This window comes from Allobosea sp. GW822-FHT03F07 (genome assembly GCF_058801345.1).
Window position 1 is genome coordinate 1,212,005 of the sequence record NZ_JBXAND010000001.1, and the last position, 17,774, is coordinate 1,229,778.

12 protein-coding genes and 1 tRNA gene are annotated in these 17,774 nt (G+C 66.4%); 8 read left to right on the forward strand and 5 right to left on the reverse strand.

Annotation, left to right across the window (positions count from 1 at the left end; genetic code table 11):
* The first annotated feature begins 153 nt into the window (after nucleotides 1–153).
* Nucleotides 154–1,374 carry an MFS transporter gene (locus AC1RMY_RS05865; protein ID WP_492863014.1) on the forward strand — a complete coding sequence of 407 codons (1,221 nt, stop codon included), beginning with the start codon at nucleotides 154–156 and terminating at the stop codon, nucleotides 1,372–1,374.
* Between the two features lie 157 nt (nucleotides 1,375–1,531).
* On the opposite strand, the gene AC1RMY_RS05870 is transcribed toward AC1RMY_RS05865, so the two are convergent.
* A complete protein-coding gene (locus AC1RMY_RS05870; RefSeq protein ID WP_492863015.1) occupies nucleotides 1,532–1,954 on the reverse strand; it encodes a VOC family protein in 423 nt (140 codons plus the stop codon).
* 85 nt (nucleotides 1,955–2,039) lie between these two features.
* On the opposite strand from AC1RMY_RS05870, the gene AC1RMY_RS05875 reads away from it, so the two are divergent.
* The 4 genes from AC1RMY_RS05875 to AC1RMY_RS05890 all read left to right on the forward strand — a co-directional run bounded on the left by AC1RMY_RS05875 (nucleotide 2,040) and on the right by AC1RMY_RS05890 (nucleotide 6,427).
* Nucleotides 2,040–3,065 (forward strand): methionine synthase, encoded by a 1,026-nt coding sequence (locus AC1RMY_RS05875; protein ID WP_492863016.1) that lies wholly within the window; start codon nucleotides 2,040–2,042, stop codon nucleotides 3,063–3,065.
* 39 nt (nucleotides 3,066–3,104) lie between these two features.
* Nucleotides 3,105–3,515, forward strand: coding sequence for an acyl-CoA thioesterase (locus tag AC1RMY_RS05880; protein WP_492863017.1), 411 nt, complete (start codon nucleotides 3,105–3,107; stop codon nucleotides 3,513–3,515).
* A gap of 303 nt (nucleotides 3,516–3,818) precedes the next feature.
* On the forward strand, nucleotides 3,819–6,218 hold the full coding sequence (locus AC1RMY_RS05885; RefSeq protein ID WP_492863018.1) for a methyl-accepting chemotaxis protein: 2,400 nt from the start codon (nucleotides 3,819–3,821) through the stop codon (nucleotides 6,216–6,218).
* Between the two features lie 133 nt (nucleotides 6,219–6,351).
* Nucleotides 6,352–6,427 (forward strand) — tRNA-Ile (locus AC1RMY_RS05890).
* 76 nt (nucleotides 6,428–6,503) lie between these two features.
* On the opposite strand, the gene aspT (AC1RMY_RS05895) is transcribed toward AC1RMY_RS05890, so the two are convergent.
* The 4 genes from aspT (AC1RMY_RS05895) to AC1RMY_RS05910 form a co-directional block, all read right to left on the reverse strand.
* Complete coding sequence (gene aspT, locus AC1RMY_RS05895; protein WP_492863019.1) at nucleotides 6,504–8,189, reverse strand: aspartate-alanine antiporter; 1,686 nt, start codon at nucleotides 8,187–8,189, stop codon at nucleotides 6,504–6,506.
* 106 nt (nucleotides 8,190–8,295) lie between these two features.
* Nucleotides 8,296–9,939, reverse strand: a complete 1,644-nt coding sequence (locus tag AC1RMY_RS05900; protein ID WP_492863020.1) for a bifunctional aspartate transaminase/aspartate 4-decarboxylase — start codon at nucleotides 9,937–9,939, stop codon at nucleotides 8,296–8,298.
* 47 nt (nucleotides 9,940–9,986) lie between these two features.
* Nucleotides 9,987–11,678 (reverse strand): aspartate-alanine antiporter, encoded by a 1,692-nt coding sequence (aspT, locus tag AC1RMY_RS05905; protein WP_492863021.1) that lies wholly within the window; start codon nucleotides 11,676–11,678, stop codon nucleotides 9,987–9,989.
* Between the two features lie 77 nt (nucleotides 11,679–11,755).
* Nucleotides 11,756–14,479, reverse strand: coding sequence for a decarboxylase (locus AC1RMY_RS05910; protein WP_492863022.1), 2,724 nt, complete (start codon nucleotides 14,477–14,479; stop codon nucleotides 11,756–11,758).
* A 244-nt stretch (nucleotides 14,480–14,723) separates the two neighbouring features.
* Here AC1RMY_RS05910 and AC1RMY_RS05915 point away from each other — a divergent pair, with 244 nt between their 5' ends.
* From AC1RMY_RS05915 to AC1RMY_RS05925, 3 genes are all read left to right on the forward strand, one after another.
* Nucleotides 14,724–14,963: a hypothetical protein gene (locus tag AC1RMY_RS05915; RefSeq protein ID WP_492863023.1), complete on the forward strand. Its 240-nt coding sequence runs from the start codon at nucleotides 14,724–14,726 to the stop codon at nucleotides 14,961–14,963.
* Nucleotides 14,964–15,070: 107 nt separating this feature from the next.
* A complete protein-coding gene (locus AC1RMY_RS05920; protein ID WP_492863024.1) occupies nucleotides 15,071–16,840 on the forward strand; it encodes a DUF3300 domain-containing protein in 1,770 nt (589 codons plus the stop codon).
* Nucleotides 16,837–17,769 (forward strand): DUF2950 domain-containing protein, encoded by a 933-nt coding sequence (locus AC1RMY_RS05925; RefSeq protein WP_492863025.1) that lies wholly within the window; start codon nucleotides 16,837–16,839, stop codon nucleotides 17,767–17,769. The genes AC1RMY_RS05920 and AC1RMY_RS05925 overlap by 4 nt, the downstream gene beginning before the upstream one ends.
* Nucleotides 17,770–17,774 lie beyond the last annotated feature (5 nt).

Below are 17,774 nucleotides of genomic sequence, written 5' to 3' on the forward strand. Positions count from 1 at the left end.
GAACCCGCGACGCCACCCGGGCGGGGCTTTTGGCGCATGGCCCTCTCACATCGACGCTGCCCCGCCCCGCTGCGGATGCGCTTGCCGGGGCGAGGCGCACTGCCTAATCCTCGCGCAGAGAACGCCGATCCCCGAACCGGCGCCTGAGGAAACATGACGCCTGAGGATCAGCGCTACGCGCCCGATTCATCCTATGCCTGGCTGCGGCTCGCGATTGCGCTGGTCGTCGGGACCGCGGCCTGCGTCGGAACCTGGTCGGTCGTCGTCGTGCTGCCCTCGGTGCAGGCCGAGTTCGGGACGCTGCGGGCCGTCGCGGCTCTGCCCTATACCTGCGTCATGCTCGGCTTCGGCTTCGGCAACATCGCCATGGGCCGGATCGCCGATCGCTACGGCATCATCGTGCCGATTGTTCTCGGCGCGCTGCTGCTCGGCTTTGGCTACATGCTCGCCGGCGTGGCGCAGACGCTCTGGCAGTTCGCGCTGATCCATCTGGTCATCGGCATCGGCGGAGGCGCGGGCTTTTCACCGCTGATCGCCGATCTCTCGCACTGGTTCCGCCGGCATCGCGGGCTCGCCGTCGTGTTCGGCGCTTCGGGCAGCTATCTGGCGGGCGTGATCTGGCCTCAGGTCATCACCTGGGGGCTCGCCCATCATGGCTGGCGGGCGACGCATGTCGGCATCGGCATCGCCGTGCTCGCGATCATGCTGCCCTTCGCCGGCTTCTTCCGCCGCCGGCCCTCGGCTGCGAGCATCGCTGCCGATGAGGCGGCGAGCGCTGGCGCGCGCGGCGATCTCGGCCTCTCGGCCAATCAACTGCAATGGTTGTTGGCGATCGCCGGCTTCTGCTGCTGCGTCGCGATGGCGATGCCGCAGGTCCATATCGTCGCCTATTGCGGCGATCTCGGCTATGGCGTGGCGCGCGGCGCCGAGATGCTCTCGCTGATGCTGGCGCTCGGCATCATCAGCCGCATCGGCTCGGGCTTCGTCGCCGACCGCATCGGCGGCGCGGCGACGCTGGCGCTGGGCTCGCTGATGCAGGGGCTGGCGCTCTTCCTCTATCTCTGGTTCGACGGGCTGACCTCGCTGTTCATCGTCACCGGCATCTTCGGCCTGTTCCAGGGCGGCATCGTGCCGATGTATGCGGTGATCATCCGCGAATACCTGCCGGCGCGCGAGGCGGGCATGCGTATCGGCAACGTGATGTCGGCGACGATCCTCGGCATGGCCTTTGGCGGCTATGTCTCAGGCGCGATCTTTGACGCCTTCGCCTCCTACCGCGCCGCCTTCCTCAACGGGCTGGCCTGGAACCTGGTCAATCTCGCTGTTGTCTGTTGGCTGATGATGCGGGCGCGGCGGAAGCTGGTAACGGCGTAGGCGGATTTCTTGGCAACGCGCCGTCATTCCGGGCGCAACGCAGCGGAGGCCCGGAATCCATCGTAAAGCGAGCCGCCCTCCGATGGATTCCGGATCTGCGCGGCTTGCGCCGCTTGTCCGGAATGACGGTGAGACTGCCAGGAGGCGTCGAGACCTCTCAGGCAACAATCTGCCCCGGCCGATACGTCCCGAAGCACCAGACATGCCCTTCCGGGTCCCTGGCGATGAAGTCGCGGCTGCCATAGGGCTGGTCAGTCGGCTCCATGCAGATTTCGGCGCCGGATGCCCGAGCGCGTTCGCAGCGGGCGTCGATGTCGTCGGTCGCGATATAGGGCGAGGCGGTGGTGCCGCCGAGCTCGGCCGGGCGGGAGACGAGCTTGCCGAATTCATTGCCTTCGGACGAGCCCAGCATGACGAAGCTTGTGCCCATGCGCAGCTCGCCATGCAGGAGCGTCCGGCCGTCCTCCGAATAATAGGCGGCGTGCTTCTCGAAGCCGAAGGCCTCGATCAGCCAGTTATACATTTTGACCGCATCGGCATAGCGCAGCGAGATGCAGATCATCGCGTTCGTCGGCGGCATCGGCGTCTCCTCCTCCGGCCGGGGTTGACGCCAGCCTGCGGCACGTCAGAAGTCGATGCAATCAAGAGATTCCAGAGGACACGCCATGCTCCTGACCACCATCGCCGGCAGCCTGCCGAAGCCGAGCTGGCTCGCTGAACAGGAGCGGCTCTGGGCGCCGTGGAAGCTGGAGGGCGTCGCCCTGCAGGAAGGCCGGCGCGATGCGACGATCCTCTCCGTCAAGCTGCAGGAGGATGCCGGGATCGACATCGTCGGCGATGGCGAGCAGGCGCGGATGCATTTCGTCCATGGCTTCTTGGCCAACCTCGCCGGGATCGATTTCGACAAGAAGACGATCATGGGCATCCGCAACAACCGCTACGAGGCGGAGGTGCCGACCGTGACGGGGGCGATCCGCCGCAAGGGACCGGTCCACGCCATGGAGGCGCAGGCCGCGCGCGCCCACACCACCCATAAGCTCAAGTTCACGCTGCCCGGGCCGATGACGATCGTCGATACGATCGCCGACGAGCATTACGGGCGCCGCGAGGACCTCGCCATGGCGTTTGCGGCCGTGCTGAACGAGGAAGCGCTTGAGCTGCAGGCGCTCGGCGTCGACGTCATCCAGTTCGATGAGCCGGCCTTCAACGTCTATATGAAGGAGGTGCCGGATTGGGGCATCGCCTGCCTCGAGCGGGCGGCGCAGGGGCTCACCGTCAAGACCGCCGTCCACATCTGCTACGGCTATGGCATCAAGGCCAATATCGACTGGAAGGCGACGCTCGGCGAGGAGTGGCGCCATTACGAGCAGACCTTCCCGGCGATCGCCAAGAGCTCGATCGACCAGGTCTCGCTGGAATGCCGCAATTCCAAGGTGCCGCTCGACCTGATCAGGCTGCTCGACGGCAAGGACGTACTGGCGGGCGCGATCGACGTCGCCAGCAATGCGATCGAGACCCCGGAGGAGGTCGCCGCCACGATCCGCGCTGCGCTAGCCTTCGTCGCGCCGGAAAAGCTCTATCCCTGCACCAATTGCGGGCTGGCGCCGATGACCTCCGAGGTCGCCTACGGCAAGCTCGCGGCTCTCGCGGCAGGGGCCGCCCTGGTGCGCAAGGAACTGCGCGCGGCCTGAGGCACGCGTGATCGACGAAATGGCGGGAAGGAGACCTGCATGACCGAAGCGGGAGTTGCCCAGGATGAGGCGCCACGCGGCAATCTGACTGTTCGCATCAATGCGATGCCGGCCGACACCAATGCCAATGGCGACATCTTCGGCGGCTGGGTGATGTCGCGCATGGATGCGGCCGGCGGCATCGCCGGCGTCGACCGGGCGCAGGGCCGCGTCGTCACCATCGCGGTCGATGCGATGACCTTCATTCGGCCGGTGAAGGTCGGCGACGTGCTCAGCGTCTATACCGAGGTCGAGGCCGTCGGGCGGACCTCGATGAAGATTCATGTCGAGGCTTGGGCCAGGCGCTTCCGCACCTCGATCCATGAGAAGGTGACAGACGCGACCTTCACCTTCGTCGCGATCGACGAGGAGGGGCGGCCGAGGCCCGTCCCGAAGCCGCCGGAGGGCTGAGGATTGAGGCTGTCCGGCGCCTCAATTCCAAACCGGATATGAAGCTGCCTTGGCGGGCAGTGATTCAGAAGAATCCACTCGCTTAAGCGTTCTTTAAGCGCATTTGATCGATCTTGAGTCCGAACGAGCATTTCGCCCGCCGACAAGGTCGCGGAGCGGGCCGGTTCGGGGGCTTGCTTGTCGGTTTCCGCATCCCGCGGGGACGATGGCCGGCCGTGCTGCGGTCGGCCCAGAAAGGTCGATGTGCAGGCCTCGCACCAGCTTCGCCCTCCACCATGTCGCGTTGCATTCGGAGAGCGATCGATGACGAAGGTCAGCAAGCCCGCCCGCCAGCGCAAGGCTACGCGCATCGGCATCGCTGCACGAATCTACGCGGCGCTGGGGCTGATGACGGTCCTGACCATCGTGGCCTCGACGGTGGCGTGGCTCTCCTATGGCCGGATCGGCTCGACGGTCCAGGAACTCGCCGGGCAGAAGATGCCGATGGTCGAGCTAGCGCTCGAACTCTCCCAGGCGGCGACGCAGTCGACGGCGCTCGCCCCGCGCTTCATGGATGTCGAGAACGTCCAGCAGCGCGCGGCGCTGACCAATGAACTCGACCGGATCGAGGCCCGCCAGTTCGACCTGATCCGCCGGATCTCGGCCCTGAGCGGCATCGACATGAAGCCGACCCAGACGGCGGTGGACGAGCTCTCGCGGACGATCAACGAGATCAATGACCTGACCGGCGCCCGCATGCGCAACGCGGCCGCGATGGCGGCTTCGCTTGAGAACCTGACCAAGGTCGGCCGGGTCTTCAGCGGCGTGGTCGGCTCGGAAGCCGACGAGGCTCGCTTCAACGTCACGATGGGGATCGAGAGCATCAAGGGGCTCTCTGGCGATCAGCTCGACGCCGCGATGAAGACCCTGAACGACAAGGATTTCCCGGTCTTCGATTTCGCGCGCAAGCTGGAGGCGCAGGTCAACGAACTCATGGGAATGCTGCGCGAGACCGCGCAGGCGCCCGACAAGGCCCGTCTCGACCTGGCGCGGGACCGCTTCAACGCGACCGTCATGCGCATCCGCATGGAACTGACCGCTGCCGAGAGCGCCTCGCCGAACCAGTTCCGCAAGGATGTCGTCGAAGCGGTCATCGCCGTCGGTGAAGGCCGCAGCGGCGTCGTCGAAATGCGCCAGCGTGATCTGGCGACGCTCGCTCAGATTACGACGACGCTGAAGGAGGTCGATCGTGCCGCCACGACGCTGCGCGGACAGGTCGAAAAGCTCGTCGAAGGCGCGCGCGGCGCGGCTGTGGTCGCCAGCGGCTCGACCGCGGCCCTGATCGAGCAGAGCAAGATGTGGCTCGGCGCCGTCGGTGTCGGCTCGCTTGTCGTCGCGCTCCTGCTGTCCCTGGCTTATGTCCGCCCGATGATCATCGGCCGCCTGAACCGGCTCTGGACCGCGACCCGCGCCATCGCCGACGGTGCGCTGGAAACCGTGGTCGACACCAAGGGCAATGACGAGATCTCGGATATCTCGAAGAGCGTCCTGCTGTTCCGCGACAATGCCGTGGCGCTGCGCGCCGCCGAATCCGCCAAGATCGAGGACGATGCGCGCGCTCAGGAGCAGCGCCGCGAGATGATGCAGGAGCTGGGAGCGGCCTTCGGCGAGGTCGTCGCCGCTGCGGCCGCGGGCGACTTCAGCCGCCGCGTCCAGGCGAATTTCGCCGACGCCGAGCTGAACGCGCTCGCTGGCTCGGTCAACGAACTGCTGGAGACGGTGCAGGGCGGTCTGTCCGAGACCTGCGACGTGCTGGCGGAGCTCTCCGCCGGCCATCTCTCGGCCCGTATCGAAGGCCTCTACCAGGGCGCCTTCGCCGAACTCAAGAACGGCACCAACGCGCTCGCCGACGAGTTCGAGAGCACGCTCGCCAAGCTCTCCGAGACGGTCGCCGCCGTGCGCAGCGCAACCACGGAAATCCTCGACGGCGTCACCGACCTCGCCGAGCGCACGAGCGAGGAGAGCAACGCCGTCTCGATGGCGACGAACCAGCTCGGCGCCTTCGCCGGCACGGTCAAGAAGACCGCCTCCGAAGCCGCCCAGGCGACCGGCATGGCCGAGGGGGCCGAGAGCCAGGCGCAGCAGGGCGAGAAGGTCGTCGCATCCGCGCTCGAGGCGATGCAGCGCATCCGTACCTCCTCGAACAAGATTTCCGAGGTCATCGCGATGATCGACGAGATCGCCTTCCAGACCAATCTGCTGGCGTTGAACGCGGCCGTCGAGGCGGCGCGCGCCGGCGACAGCGGCCGTGGCTTCGCGGTCGTCGCGACCGAGGTGCGCAGCCTGGCCAAGCGCTCGGCCGATGCCTCGAACGACGTCAAGAAGCTGGTCGAGGCGGCGCATGGCGACGTCAAGGTGGGTGTCGGCCTGGTCGAGGAGACGGCGCAGATGTTCGAGGCCATCGTCGCCTCGGTCAACGACCTGACCGGGCTGATGAACGGCATCTCGCAGACCGCCAAGAGCCAGGCCAGCGACGTCTCGGCGATCAACAACGAGATCGACGGCATCGGCACCATGGCGCATCAGAACGCCGCGCTGGTCGAGGAGACCAACGCCGCGCTCGCGCTAACCGACGAACAGACCCGCGCGCTCAGCGAGCACATCGCCCGCTTCCGCTTCCGCGAGGGGCACGGCTCAGAGCAGCATGTGGCGAAGGCCGCCTGAGGCAAGGACGCCACGTTCGCTCCGGACACCAGCCGGTCTGAATTGAGACCCCGCCGTAACGTAACGGCGGGGTCTTCCATTTCGGCCACCGCGAGCCTTGCCCGATCCATGGCGACGATGCTAGGCGAGGGGTGGGCCGGTAGCTCAATGGTTAGAGCTCGCTGCTCATAACAGCGCCGGTGCCGGTTCGAGTCCGGCCCGGCCCACCACCCGCCTTGGTTCGTAGCTCCGAAACCGGAATGTCCGGCTCTGTCGCTGTCGGTTTCATGCGGTGGCGACCGGGTTTCAGCGGCTCATCAGCGCGACCAGGACCGGCCCCCAGGCCGTCAGGAGGATGTTCCCGATCGCGTAGGGGACGGTGTATCCGAGCGCCGGGATGCTGCTTTGCGCCTCGTCCTGGACGGCGCGCAGGGCGGCCGTGATCGTGCCGGCTCCGGCGCAGGCTCCCAGCACGATCAGCGGATCCATTCTCAGCACGTAGCGGCCGAACAGAATGCCGACAAAGTGCGGAAACAGGGCCGAGAACAGACCGACTGCGACCAGGCTGATCCCCGTCGCCTTCAGGCCGGCGACGAAGCTCGGGCCGGCGCTGAGCCCGACGATGCCGATGAACATGCACAATCCGACCGTGTCGAAGATCCAGATCGCAGGCTCAGGGATCCGGCCGAAGAAGGGATAGGCCGAGCGCAGCCATCCGAAGATCAGCCCCATGAACAGGGCGCCGCCGCTGGCGGTGAGTGTGAGCGGAACCCCCCATACTGCGACCGAGAGCAGGCCGAAGAGCCCGCCCAGGAAGATGCCCAATCCAACGAAGATCATGTCGGTCGCCGAGGTGCGCCTGTCCGGATAGCCGATCACGGCCGCGGCGCGCTCAACCTCCGCCATCGGCCCCAGCAGGGACATGACGTCGCCCCGGTTGAGACGCGTCGTCGGCATCACCGGCATGGTGATGCCCGAACGTGTCAGCCTGGAGAGAAAGACCCCACGCGCGAACTGTTCCTGGGCCAGTTCAGCCAGAGATTTTCCATCCATCTCGCGGCTCGTCACGATCACGTCCAGCGCTGCGATCGGGATGTCCAGCAACTCGGGGTCGCTGACCTCGGGGCCTATCAGATCGCCGCGCGCGGCATGGACCTCGAAGCGCGCCATCACGGCGATGACGTCGCCGGCCCGGACCCGATGATCCGAGGCCTGATCGAACAGGACGTCGCCACTGCGCCCGCGCAGAACGAACACCCGGGACTGCTTTGGCAGCGCCTCGAGCTCGGCGATCGTCTTGCCGAGGAGTTGCGGGTTCTCGACCCGGTAGGCGCGCACGTCGAAGAGGCGCGCGGCAGAGGTGACGCCCTCGGTCTCGGCGACCGATCCGGCCGTCTCGCTGCGCCGCGCGGCCGCGAGCTCGCGCAGGTTGATGCCCATCAGCTTCGGGCCGATCTTCGGCAGGAACCAGACCAGGGCGGCCGTGCCGACCAGATAGGTGACGGCATAGGCCACGGGGATGTTGTTGACGAGGGCCGTGCGCTCCGCCTGCGGCAGATCGAGCCGCTGGATCGCCTCGCCCGCCGTGCCGATGACGGTCGACTCCGAGAAGGCGCCCGCAAGCAGGCCCGCGGCGGTGCCGATGTCGAAGTTCAGCAGCTTTGCGAAGGCCAACGCCGTGAGCAGGCAGGTCACGCAGAGCACCACCGTGAGCGCCACCTGCGGCAAGGCGTCCTGCTTGAGCGCGCGGAAGAACTGCGGGCCCACCTTGTAGCCGGTCGTGAACAGGAAGAGGTCGAAGAACACCGCCTTGACGATCGATGGAACCTTGATGTCCAGCTGGCCGACAAGGACGCCGGCCAGCAGGCAGCCCACGACGACGCCGAGGCTGAAGCTGCCGAATTTCAGTCGGCCGATCAGGAAGCCCAGTGCCACCGTCAGGAAGACGGCCAGTTCCGGGTTGTTGCGCAGGGCTTCGACGACGAATGTCATGGCTCGCCTCGCTGGCTGTCCTGGAACATCCCACCCGGCCGGCACGCCGTGCCGACGATGCGGCGAGGCGAGCAACAGGGTTTTTGCGGCACGTCGGCGGCGCGGTCTATTCGCCCACGGTCGCCTTCGGGCGGGCTTTCTCCGCCAGCGCCATGTTGTAGGCGTCGAAGGCCTGGCGGTAGCCGCGCGCCACGGCGCGCGTCGCCCGGCCGATCTGGCTGTAGACCTCGTCGTCGAGATTGGCGAAGGAAACGCGCACCGACCAGTCCGGGGCGTGGAAGCCGCCGCCGTTCAGCAGGACGATGCCGTGATCCTCGGCGAGGCGGAAGACGATGTCGAGCGGGTGGACATGCTCTTTCATGTATTTGACCACCTCCGGCCCGACATATTTGTTGGCCCAGAACTCGAAATCGACGAGGCCGTAGTAGCGGTCGTGCAGCACGTTTTCCGGCACTTCGATGCCGAGCCCCTCGATCATCCGCTCGGCTCTGGCCCGGACGATGCCCATGCAGGTCTTCTGGTAGAGCTTGGCCTCGTCCATCAGCTCGGACAGCGAGAACATCGACATCATCACCTGCTGCGGCAGGGAGAGCCCGGCGGTGTGGTTGAGGGCGATGTCGCGGCTGTCGGCGACGATGCGGTCGATCAGCTTCATCTCGCGCGGCTTCAGCGTCAGCGGCCCGTAGCGCTTATCGAGCAGCGCCTGGGTTTTCTCCGGGTGGTTGGCGATGGCCTTGTCGAAGATGTTCTCGCGATGGATGGCGATGACGCCGAGCCGCCAGCCGGTGCAGCCGAAATATTTCGAGTAGGAGTAGACGCCGATCGTGTTGCGGGGCAGGGCGCCGAGCAGGCCGCGGAAGCCCGTGACGAAGGTTCCGTAGACGTCGTCGGTCAGCAGCAGCAGATCGGGGCGCTTCGTCTCGACCAGCCTGACGATCTTGGCGATCGTTTCCTCGCTCAGGGCGACCGCGTAGGGATTGCCCGGGTTCACCACGAAGAAGGCTTTGACGTTCGGGTCCTCGAGCTTCTTCAACTCCTCGTCGGTGAACTGGAAGCGGTTCTCCTGCGGCGCTGCAACCGTGACGACATTGAGCCCGTAATCCTCGAGATGGGGCATTTCGAGGTAGGGGGTGAAGATCGGCGTCGCCAGCGCGATCGTGTCGCCGGCGTTGAGCAGGCGGTTGGCCTTCAGCGACTTGAAGATGTAGCACATCGCCGCCGTGCCCCCCTCGACGGCGTAGAGGTCGAACTGGCCGGAGGGGTGCGGCTCGCCGCACATCGCCCACATCAGGTATTCGTGCACGATGCGCTCGTTATGGACGAGCATGCGGTCGGGCACCGGGTAATTGTCGCCGATGATCGAGTCGACCAGCTCGTGGACGAAGGCGTCGGGCTTGAAGCCGAACTTGTTGACCGCGAAGACGACCATGTCCTTCAGAAAGCCGGCGCCGGGCGCGTCCTTATGGGCTGCGAGCCAGTCGTCGAGCCGCGCGGCGATGCCGTCGGCCTTGGGCATGCCGCCGATGCCGGCCGGCTTGTTCATCACGCGCCGGCTTTCCGTGATCGCGAACTGGCCGAGCAGGAAGAAGCCTTCGCGTGGCGTCATCGCCACCCAGTTGGGATTGCCGCGGCCGGCATTGAGCATCGCGATCGACGAACTCTGCGCCGTCAGCTTGGCGAGGCGGATGAGTTCGTCCTTGATTTCGAAGGGGCTGAGTTTCTCGAAAGTCCGCAGGGTGACAGGATCCATGACGCTCTCCCGACCAGAAGGTAATCGAACGAAGGCTCCGCGCCGCGCTAGGTCAGCAGCATGATGATCACCATGCCCCAGATGGTGAGGAGCGTGTTTCCAACGGCATAGGTCACGGTGTAGCCGAGCGCCGGCACCTGGCTGCCGGCCGTCTCGCAGATCATGCCCAGCGCGGCCGTCGTGGTACGAGCGCCGGCGCAGGCCCCGAGCAGGATCGCCGGATCGAAGCGGAAAATGTACTTGCCGGCGAACATGGCGAGGATCAGCGGGATCGACGTCGCCAGGGCGCCCCAGAGGAACAGGCCGACGCCCTGGGTCTGCAATCCCTTGACGAAGCCCGGGCCTGCCGAGATGCCGACGACGGCGATGAAGATGTTCAGGCCGACGGAATTCATGAACCAGACGGTCGAACTGGGAATGCGGCCGAAGACGGGGCGCACGGAGCGAAGCCAGCCGAAGACGAGGCCGGAAATCAATGCGCCGCCCGCGGTCGACAGCGTAAGCGGGACGCCCCCGACCTTGAAGACGAGCGCGCCGATCAACGCACCGAGCGTGATGGCAGCGCCAATGAAGGCGACATCGGCGACGTCGCTCGGGCGGTCGGCATGGCCGACGACCTTGGTGACAGCGGCAATGTCCTGCGTCCGGCCGACAATGGTGAGAATGTCGCCGCGATGGATCACCGTGTCGCGCAGGATGGGGATGTTGACGGCGGTGGCGCCGCGAACGATCTTTCGAAGGAAAACGCCGCGCGCGGCCGGCATCTGGGAGAGCTCGGCAAGCGTCTTGCCGTCGGCCTCCTTGCTGGTGACGTAAACGTCGACACCTTCCGCCTTCACATCGAGAAGTTCCGGATCCTCGACCTCATCGGCGTTCTGGCCGATCAGGTTGACGAGCACCTCGCGCGGACCTGCGATGGCGACGATGTCGCCCTCCTGCAGGATCGTGTCGCTCGTGGCGTCCTCGATCACGCCGTTGCGGCGGATGCGCTCGACGAAGACGCGTGCATTCGGTATCAGCGCTTCGGCTTCCACCGCGCGCATGCCGGCCACCTTCGCGCCCTCCCGCAAGCGAAACGCGCGCAACTCGAAGCGCCGCCACACGGAGCCGGGGCCGCCCAGTTCCTTGCCGCCGCCAAGCCTTGCTTCGTAGTCCTTGCAGGCCTGGGCAAGATCGATGTTGAGGAGTTTCGGTCCCAGCAGCGCCAGGACCATCGCAGAGCCGACGGTGCCGAAGATATAGGTCACCGCATAAGCGACCGGCATCGCGTCGAGATACTCCTTGGTCTGTTCGGGAGGGAGCCCCAGGCGGTTGATCGCGTCGGTCGCTAGACCCATCGAGGCCGAAATCGTCTGCGTGCCGGCATAGAGGCCGGCGGCATAGCCCGGATGGTATCCGGCAATCTTGGCGATGATGACGGGAACTGCGAGGCAGAACACGGTCACGAGGACCGCAAAGATCGCTTGCGGGGCGCCGTCCTTGGCGATGCCGCGAACGAACTGGGGGCCGACGCCGTAGCCGACCGCGAACAGGAACATCAGAAAGAACGTCGACTTCACATGGGGCGAGATCGTGATGCCGAGTTGCCCGATCACGACCGCGGCGATGAGCGTCGAGGTCACCGCGCCGAGGCTGAAGCCCTTATAGGCGAAGCTGCCGACATAATAGCCGATCGCCAGCGAGAGAAAGAGTGCGATCTCCGGGTAGCTGCGTAGGGTGGTGACGAACCAGTCGAACATTCCGACCCCCTGTCTCTGGAGTTCGGGGCCTGCCGGTTTGCCGGCCGCCCGTCAGATCTTGGGCATTGCTGGCATTCTCACTTCTTCTTGCGGGCAAGGGCGTCCGGCCTCAGCAACTTCAGGCCTTTTGCTTTCTCGTAGCCGTGGATTTCCTTGACATCGAGCTTGCGCATGAAGGTGATCGTCTCATGCGTGACGACCTGTCCGGGAACCAGGATGGGGAAGCCGGGCGGGTAGGGGATGACGAAATTGGCGGAGATCAGCGCCGGCCCCTTGTCGAGGCGGCGGGCGCATTCCGCGCTGTCGATGGGCAGGTACTCGCATTTCTCCGCGGCATAGGCCGTGAAGAAGGCCGTGCGCATGTCGCCTTCCGGCGTCGTCTTGCCGGCGTCCATGCGAAACGCGTCATCGAAGCGGCTGAAGTCCGGCAGATCGGGCAGGTCGTTCATCAGGCTGTGCACGCGCGCCTCGAAGGCCTTGCGCTCGCTTTCGCCGCCGTGGCGCAGGCCCGTCTCGATCTCGTTGCTGATCTTGAGCAGGACGCCGATCAGGAGGGCGACGTCGCTGCGGGTGTTGTTGATATTGGATTGCAGCAGCACCGAGTTGCGCGAGGTCTTGTTGACCTGGATGTTGTATTGCGACGCGAGCAGGCCCTTGAACGAGGTGCCGTCGAAGCCGGCCGTGCCGCAGACGAGCGTCATCCGGGTCGGATCGAGGCAGAACTCGTCCTCCCGCATGCTGCGCAGCTGGTCGTCCCAGCGCGTATCGGGTGCAAGGAAATCGACGAAGCCGCTGCTGCGGTACTTCTGCGGCACCATCCCGTCTGCACCGACGACCTTGAAGTATTTCGAGATGATCGGATGCGTCGCGACCTCGCTCCTGATGTCGAGCGCGACCTCGATGGCGTTCATCACCAGCCCATAGCCCTCGAGCTCCATCTGCCGGCGGGCGACGTCGAGGCTGGCGATGAGCTGCTGGTTCGGGCTGGTGGAGGCATGGGTGAACACCGCCTCGTGGAACTGTGCCTCGACCTTTTGGAAGTCGACATCCCGGACCAGCACCATCGAGCCCTGCCGGATCGCGGACATCGACTTGTGGGTCGAGTTCGTCTGGTAGACGCGCAGCCGGACCGCGCGCGGATCGGGCAGGAGGCGCGTGTTCAGCACCTTGTCGACCGAAGGCGAGGGGCCGAGTTCCTTTTGCTGCCGCTCGTACTGCGCCACTGCTTCCGCCCCCTCCATCCAGGCTTCGATATCGGCCGCCGCGCCCATCGCGGTGCGTGGCCGGAGGAAGGGGGACCAGCGCGCGAAACCGAACCAGGCCTCGTCCCAGAGGAAGATCAGGTCCGGCTTGATCGCGAGGCATTCCTCCATCACGCGCCGGGTGTTGTAGATGTGGCCGTCGAAGGTGCAGTTAGTCAGGTCGACCATCTTGACGCGGTCGAGCCGGCCCTCGGCCTTCAGGTCGAGCAGGGCCTTCTTGATGGTGCGCAGCGGCACCGCCCCGTACATCGAGAATTCGACCATCGGGAAGGCTTCGACATAGAAGGGCTGCGCGCCGCTGAGCACAAGGCCGTAATGGTGCGACTTGTGGCAGTTGCGGTCGAGGATGACGATGTCGCCCGGTGCGATCAGCGCCTGCAGCACCATCTTGTTCGAGGTGCTGGTGCCGTTGGTCACGAAGAACACATGATCGGCGCCAAAGGCGCGCGCGGCCATCTCCTGTGCCCGCTTGATGTTGCCCGTGGGCTCCAGAAGGCTGTCGAGGCCGCCGGTCGTCGCGCTGCTCTCCGCCAGGAACAGGTTGATGCCGTAGAACTGCCCCATGTCGCGGATCCAGGGCGAGCGGAAGATCGACTTGCCGCGCGCGATCGGCAGCGCGTGGAAGGTGGCGACGGGTCGTTGCGCATAGAGCTTGAGATTGTCGAAGAACGGCGTCTCGAAGCGCGTCTTGATACCCTCCTGCACCGAGAGATGGAGTTCGAGCGGCTCCTCGATCTGGTACATGACGCGCCGGATCATGGCCGCCCGCGGATCACCCGCGAGCTTCTCGACGCGTCGGTCGGACAGCAGGTAGATGTCGAGTTCGGGCCGGATCGCCTTCAGCCCGGCCGCCAGGCGCAGCGCCAGATCAGCCTCGTCCGCCTTGTCGAGAAGCGGCTGCTGCGCGGCCAGCACGCTGCGCAGGATCGGGGCATCGTGCCGGGACTTCAGCGCGAAGCCCTCATAGATGACGACGGCGGCGATATCCGGGTTGATCACGGCCGCGCAGACCGCATCCTCCAGGCTGCCGACCATGATCGTCTCGTAGACGAAGGCGTCCTCGGGGCGCCGCAGCCGGCGGAATTCGGCGGCCATATGCGGCCAGCGGCCGGCCGGTGCCGGCGTCACAGCCAGCATCTCGAAATAGGGCCGATGCGCAAGCGTGTCCCCCAGCGCGGAGGGCAGCACATCGACCGGTTCCGTCAGCGACAGATCGACCGACTGCCATTCCTTGGCGTCGTGCTTGTAGTTGCCCGTGATGATCGCCAGCGAGATCCGCTTGGCGAGGGCGAGGAAGCCGTTGGCATCGCCGTTCTGCAGCCGCTCGCGCAGCGCACCGATCAGCTCATGGCCGGGGAAGGCATGAAACTCCTCGATCGCGCCGAGCTCGTCGAGCGCCGTCTCGACCTTGCCGCGGGTCTCAGCGCCCTTGGCCCATGACCGGGCGACCGCGTGAAGTTCCCGCCAGCGATCGGTGCGGCCGGAAGGGGCCGAGAAGAAGTGATCGATGGAGCGCGATTCCTGGACCGTCGTAGCCATCTCGGATCCTTCCCTGCAGGCCGTGTCCTGTGGGCGCGACCCCACTTCGCCCGATCCGGGACGCACGGCTTTATGGAAGGGAAGTTCATCACAAGCCGGGCCGGCAACGTATTGTCCCTGAGGACAGGTTCCCGCGTGGCTCTTTCGTCTAAAATTAAGGGGCGCCGGACGGCGGCAGGCGGGCCGATCATGCATAGGGCACGATCAGCCGGCATGTCCGCCACGTCGGGCGGGAGTTCAGACCATGGTCAAGAAAATCGTCCTGGCAACCCTCCTGGCGATGGCCGGGCTTTTGGGCTTCTTCGGTCGGCAGGATGCTCTCGCCTGCAATCGAACAGCCGGCTGCGTCATGGATTCTCTCGAAGAGGATTACGGCATGATGCGTGACGGGCGGATGGACAAGGCGATGAAGGCCGGCCGCGACAACGTCGAGGCCTTTCGCGCCCTGCAAGCGAAGCAGAAGGCGAGTTCGGCCAAGAAATGAACGGCCTGTCCGCCACGGCACGACGCTTCGGCGCAGGCCGAGGGCGCAACGGGGCAACCGGCGCCGGCAGCTCCGGTTCTTCCCGAACGCATTTTTGGGAGAACGCCATGTATGCGCGGATCGTGCTGGCCTGTGTCGTCGCGGGTGGTCTCAACTCCCAGTCCTTTGGCCAGACGCCGGCTCCGCCGCTCCAGCCGCCGGCAGGCGCCCCTGCGGCACAGGCTGACCAGCTTCTGAGCAGCGCGGAGTTGGACGCGCTCGTTGCGCCGATCGCGCTTTATCCCGATACGCTGCTGGCACAGGTCCTGATGGCCTCGACCTATCCGCTCGAAGTGGTCCAGGCGGACCGCTGGGTTACGGCCAACAAGAAGCTCAAGGGCGATGCGCTGAAGGCAGCGGCTGAGCAGCAACCCTGGGACGTCAGCGTGAAGTCTCTGGTCGCCACGCCCTCCGTGCTCGAGATGATGAGCAAGAACCTCGATTGGACGCAGAAGTTGGGCGATGCGGTCCTTGCCCAGCAGCCCGATGTGATGGATGGCGTCCAGCGCATGAGGACGCGAGCCTATGACAACAAGAAGCTGACCACTGGTTCCCAGCAGACGGTTTCGGTCCGGCAAGAGAGCGGCCGGCAGACGATCGTGATCGAACCGACCGTGGCCGACACCGTCTATGTGCCCTACTACGATCCCGGTGTGGTCTATGGTTCCTGGCCCTATCCCGCCTATCCGCCCTACTACTTCCCGGCATCGGGCTACATCGCCACCGGTGTCATCGCCACGGGCCTCGCCTTTGGCGCGGCCTATGCGCTCGGGCGCTGGAACAACGGCAATTACTGGGGCGGTAACGTCAACTGGAACAACAACAACATCAATATCGACCGCAACCGGGTGACGAACTGGCAGCACAACCCCCAGCATCGCCATGGCGTCCAGTATCGCAACAGCAACGTGCAGCAGCGCTTCGCGGGCAACAACAACGTCCGGGCCGGAGCGGGCGAGCGGATGGATTTCCGGGGGCGCAGCGGCGAGCAGGTGCTACGCCCCGACGGCGGGCGCGGCGATCTCGGGGCCGGTGGGGCACGGCCGGAGCAAAGGCCTGGCGACCGCCCCAATGTGGGCGACCGGCCCGATCGCGGACCGGGCGACCGCCCCGGTGCCGGAGGCCGGCCGGAGCGTCCCGGCGGTGCAGACCGTCCGGGCGGGGATCGCGCGCGTCCCGGCGGTGATGGCGGGCGCGGAGGTGCGCCTCGGGCCGCTACCCAGCCGAGCCGCCCGAATGCTGGCGCCAACCGGCCCAGCCCGTCGCGCGATGGCGCCTTCAACACGCAGGCGGGTCGCGCCGCGAACCTGCAGTCGCAGCGCGGGCATGCGAGCATGGGCGCCCGTCCGGGCGGCGGCGCGCGCGCCATGCCTACGGGCGGCCCGGCGATGCGCGGTGGCGGGCCCGCCATGAGCCGCGGAGGCTATGGCGGCGGAGGAGGGCGAGTCGGCGGGGGAGGCGGCGGCGGCCGGGTCGGCGGCGGCGGAGGCCGTGGTGGAGGCGGCGGTGGTCGCCGTTCCGACATCGGGCTCAAGCACGATGTCATGCTGCTCGGGCGGCTGGACAACGGGCTCGGCTTCTACCGCTTCGCCTATAGCGGCTCGCAACGAAGCTATGTCGGTGTGATCGCGCAGGAGGTCCAGGGCGTCGCGCCCTGGGCGGTGCGTCGCGGCACGGACGGCTATCTGCGGGTCGATTATCGCCAGATCGGCGTGCCCTTCCAGACCTTCGAGCAGTGGAAGGCGTCGGGCGCGCGGCTGCCTGCCGCAGGCCAGGCAGCCCGGCAGGGGTCACCGATCCCGGCTCCTGTCTCGCATGTCGAGGATGCACGGCCATGATCATCGCATCGCCCATGGCGCGAAGGGTTTTTCGCCTGATCTGCGTGGTCGCGTTCGGCGTCGTCGCGGCGGCGACGGCCGCGAGAGCGCAGGAGGCCTTCAAGACGCCGGCGGCGGCCGCGACGGCGCTGATCGAGGCGGCGCGCGGCAACGATGAAAAGCGCCTGCGTGCGATCCTCGGAATTGTCGGGCGCGATAGCCTGCATTCCGGCGACGACGTCGCCGATGCCGCCGACCGCAAGCGCTTCCTGGAAGCCTATGACAGCCGGCACTCGATCAACGAGCAGGGCGACAAGGCGACGCTCATCGTCGGCCCGGATGATTTTCCCTTCCCGATCCCGATGATGCGCCGGGGCGACGGCTGGACGTTCGATGGCGTATCCGGCCGCGACGAGATCCTAGCCCGGCGCATCGGCCGCAATGAACTCGCCGCCATCCAGGCGAGCCTCGCCTTCTTCGACGCGCAGCAGGAATACGCCGCCAAGGACCGCACCGGCCAGGGCGCGGGGGTCTATGCGCAGAGGATCGTCAGCCGGGCCGGCGCCAGGGACGGCCTGTACTGGCCCAGCGCCGCCGGCGAGGAGCCGAGCCCGCTGGGAGAACTCGCCGCCGAAGCCGCGGCGGAAGGCTACAAGGCCGGTGAGACGCGCCGGCCCTTCCACGGCTATTACTACAAGGTCCTGAAGCGGCAGGGACGCTCGGCGCCGGGCGGCGCCATCGACTATGTCGCAGGCGGCAAGATGATCGGAGGATTTGCGCTTCTCGCCTATCCGGCCGAATATGGCCGTTCCGGCGTGATGAGCTTCATGCTCAATCACGATGGCACGGTGTACCAGAAGGATCTCGGCCCCGGTACGAGCCGCATCGCCCAGCGCATGCAAAGCTTCAACCCGGACAAGGGCTGGGAGAAGGTGGCGCCGCAGAACTAGGGTGG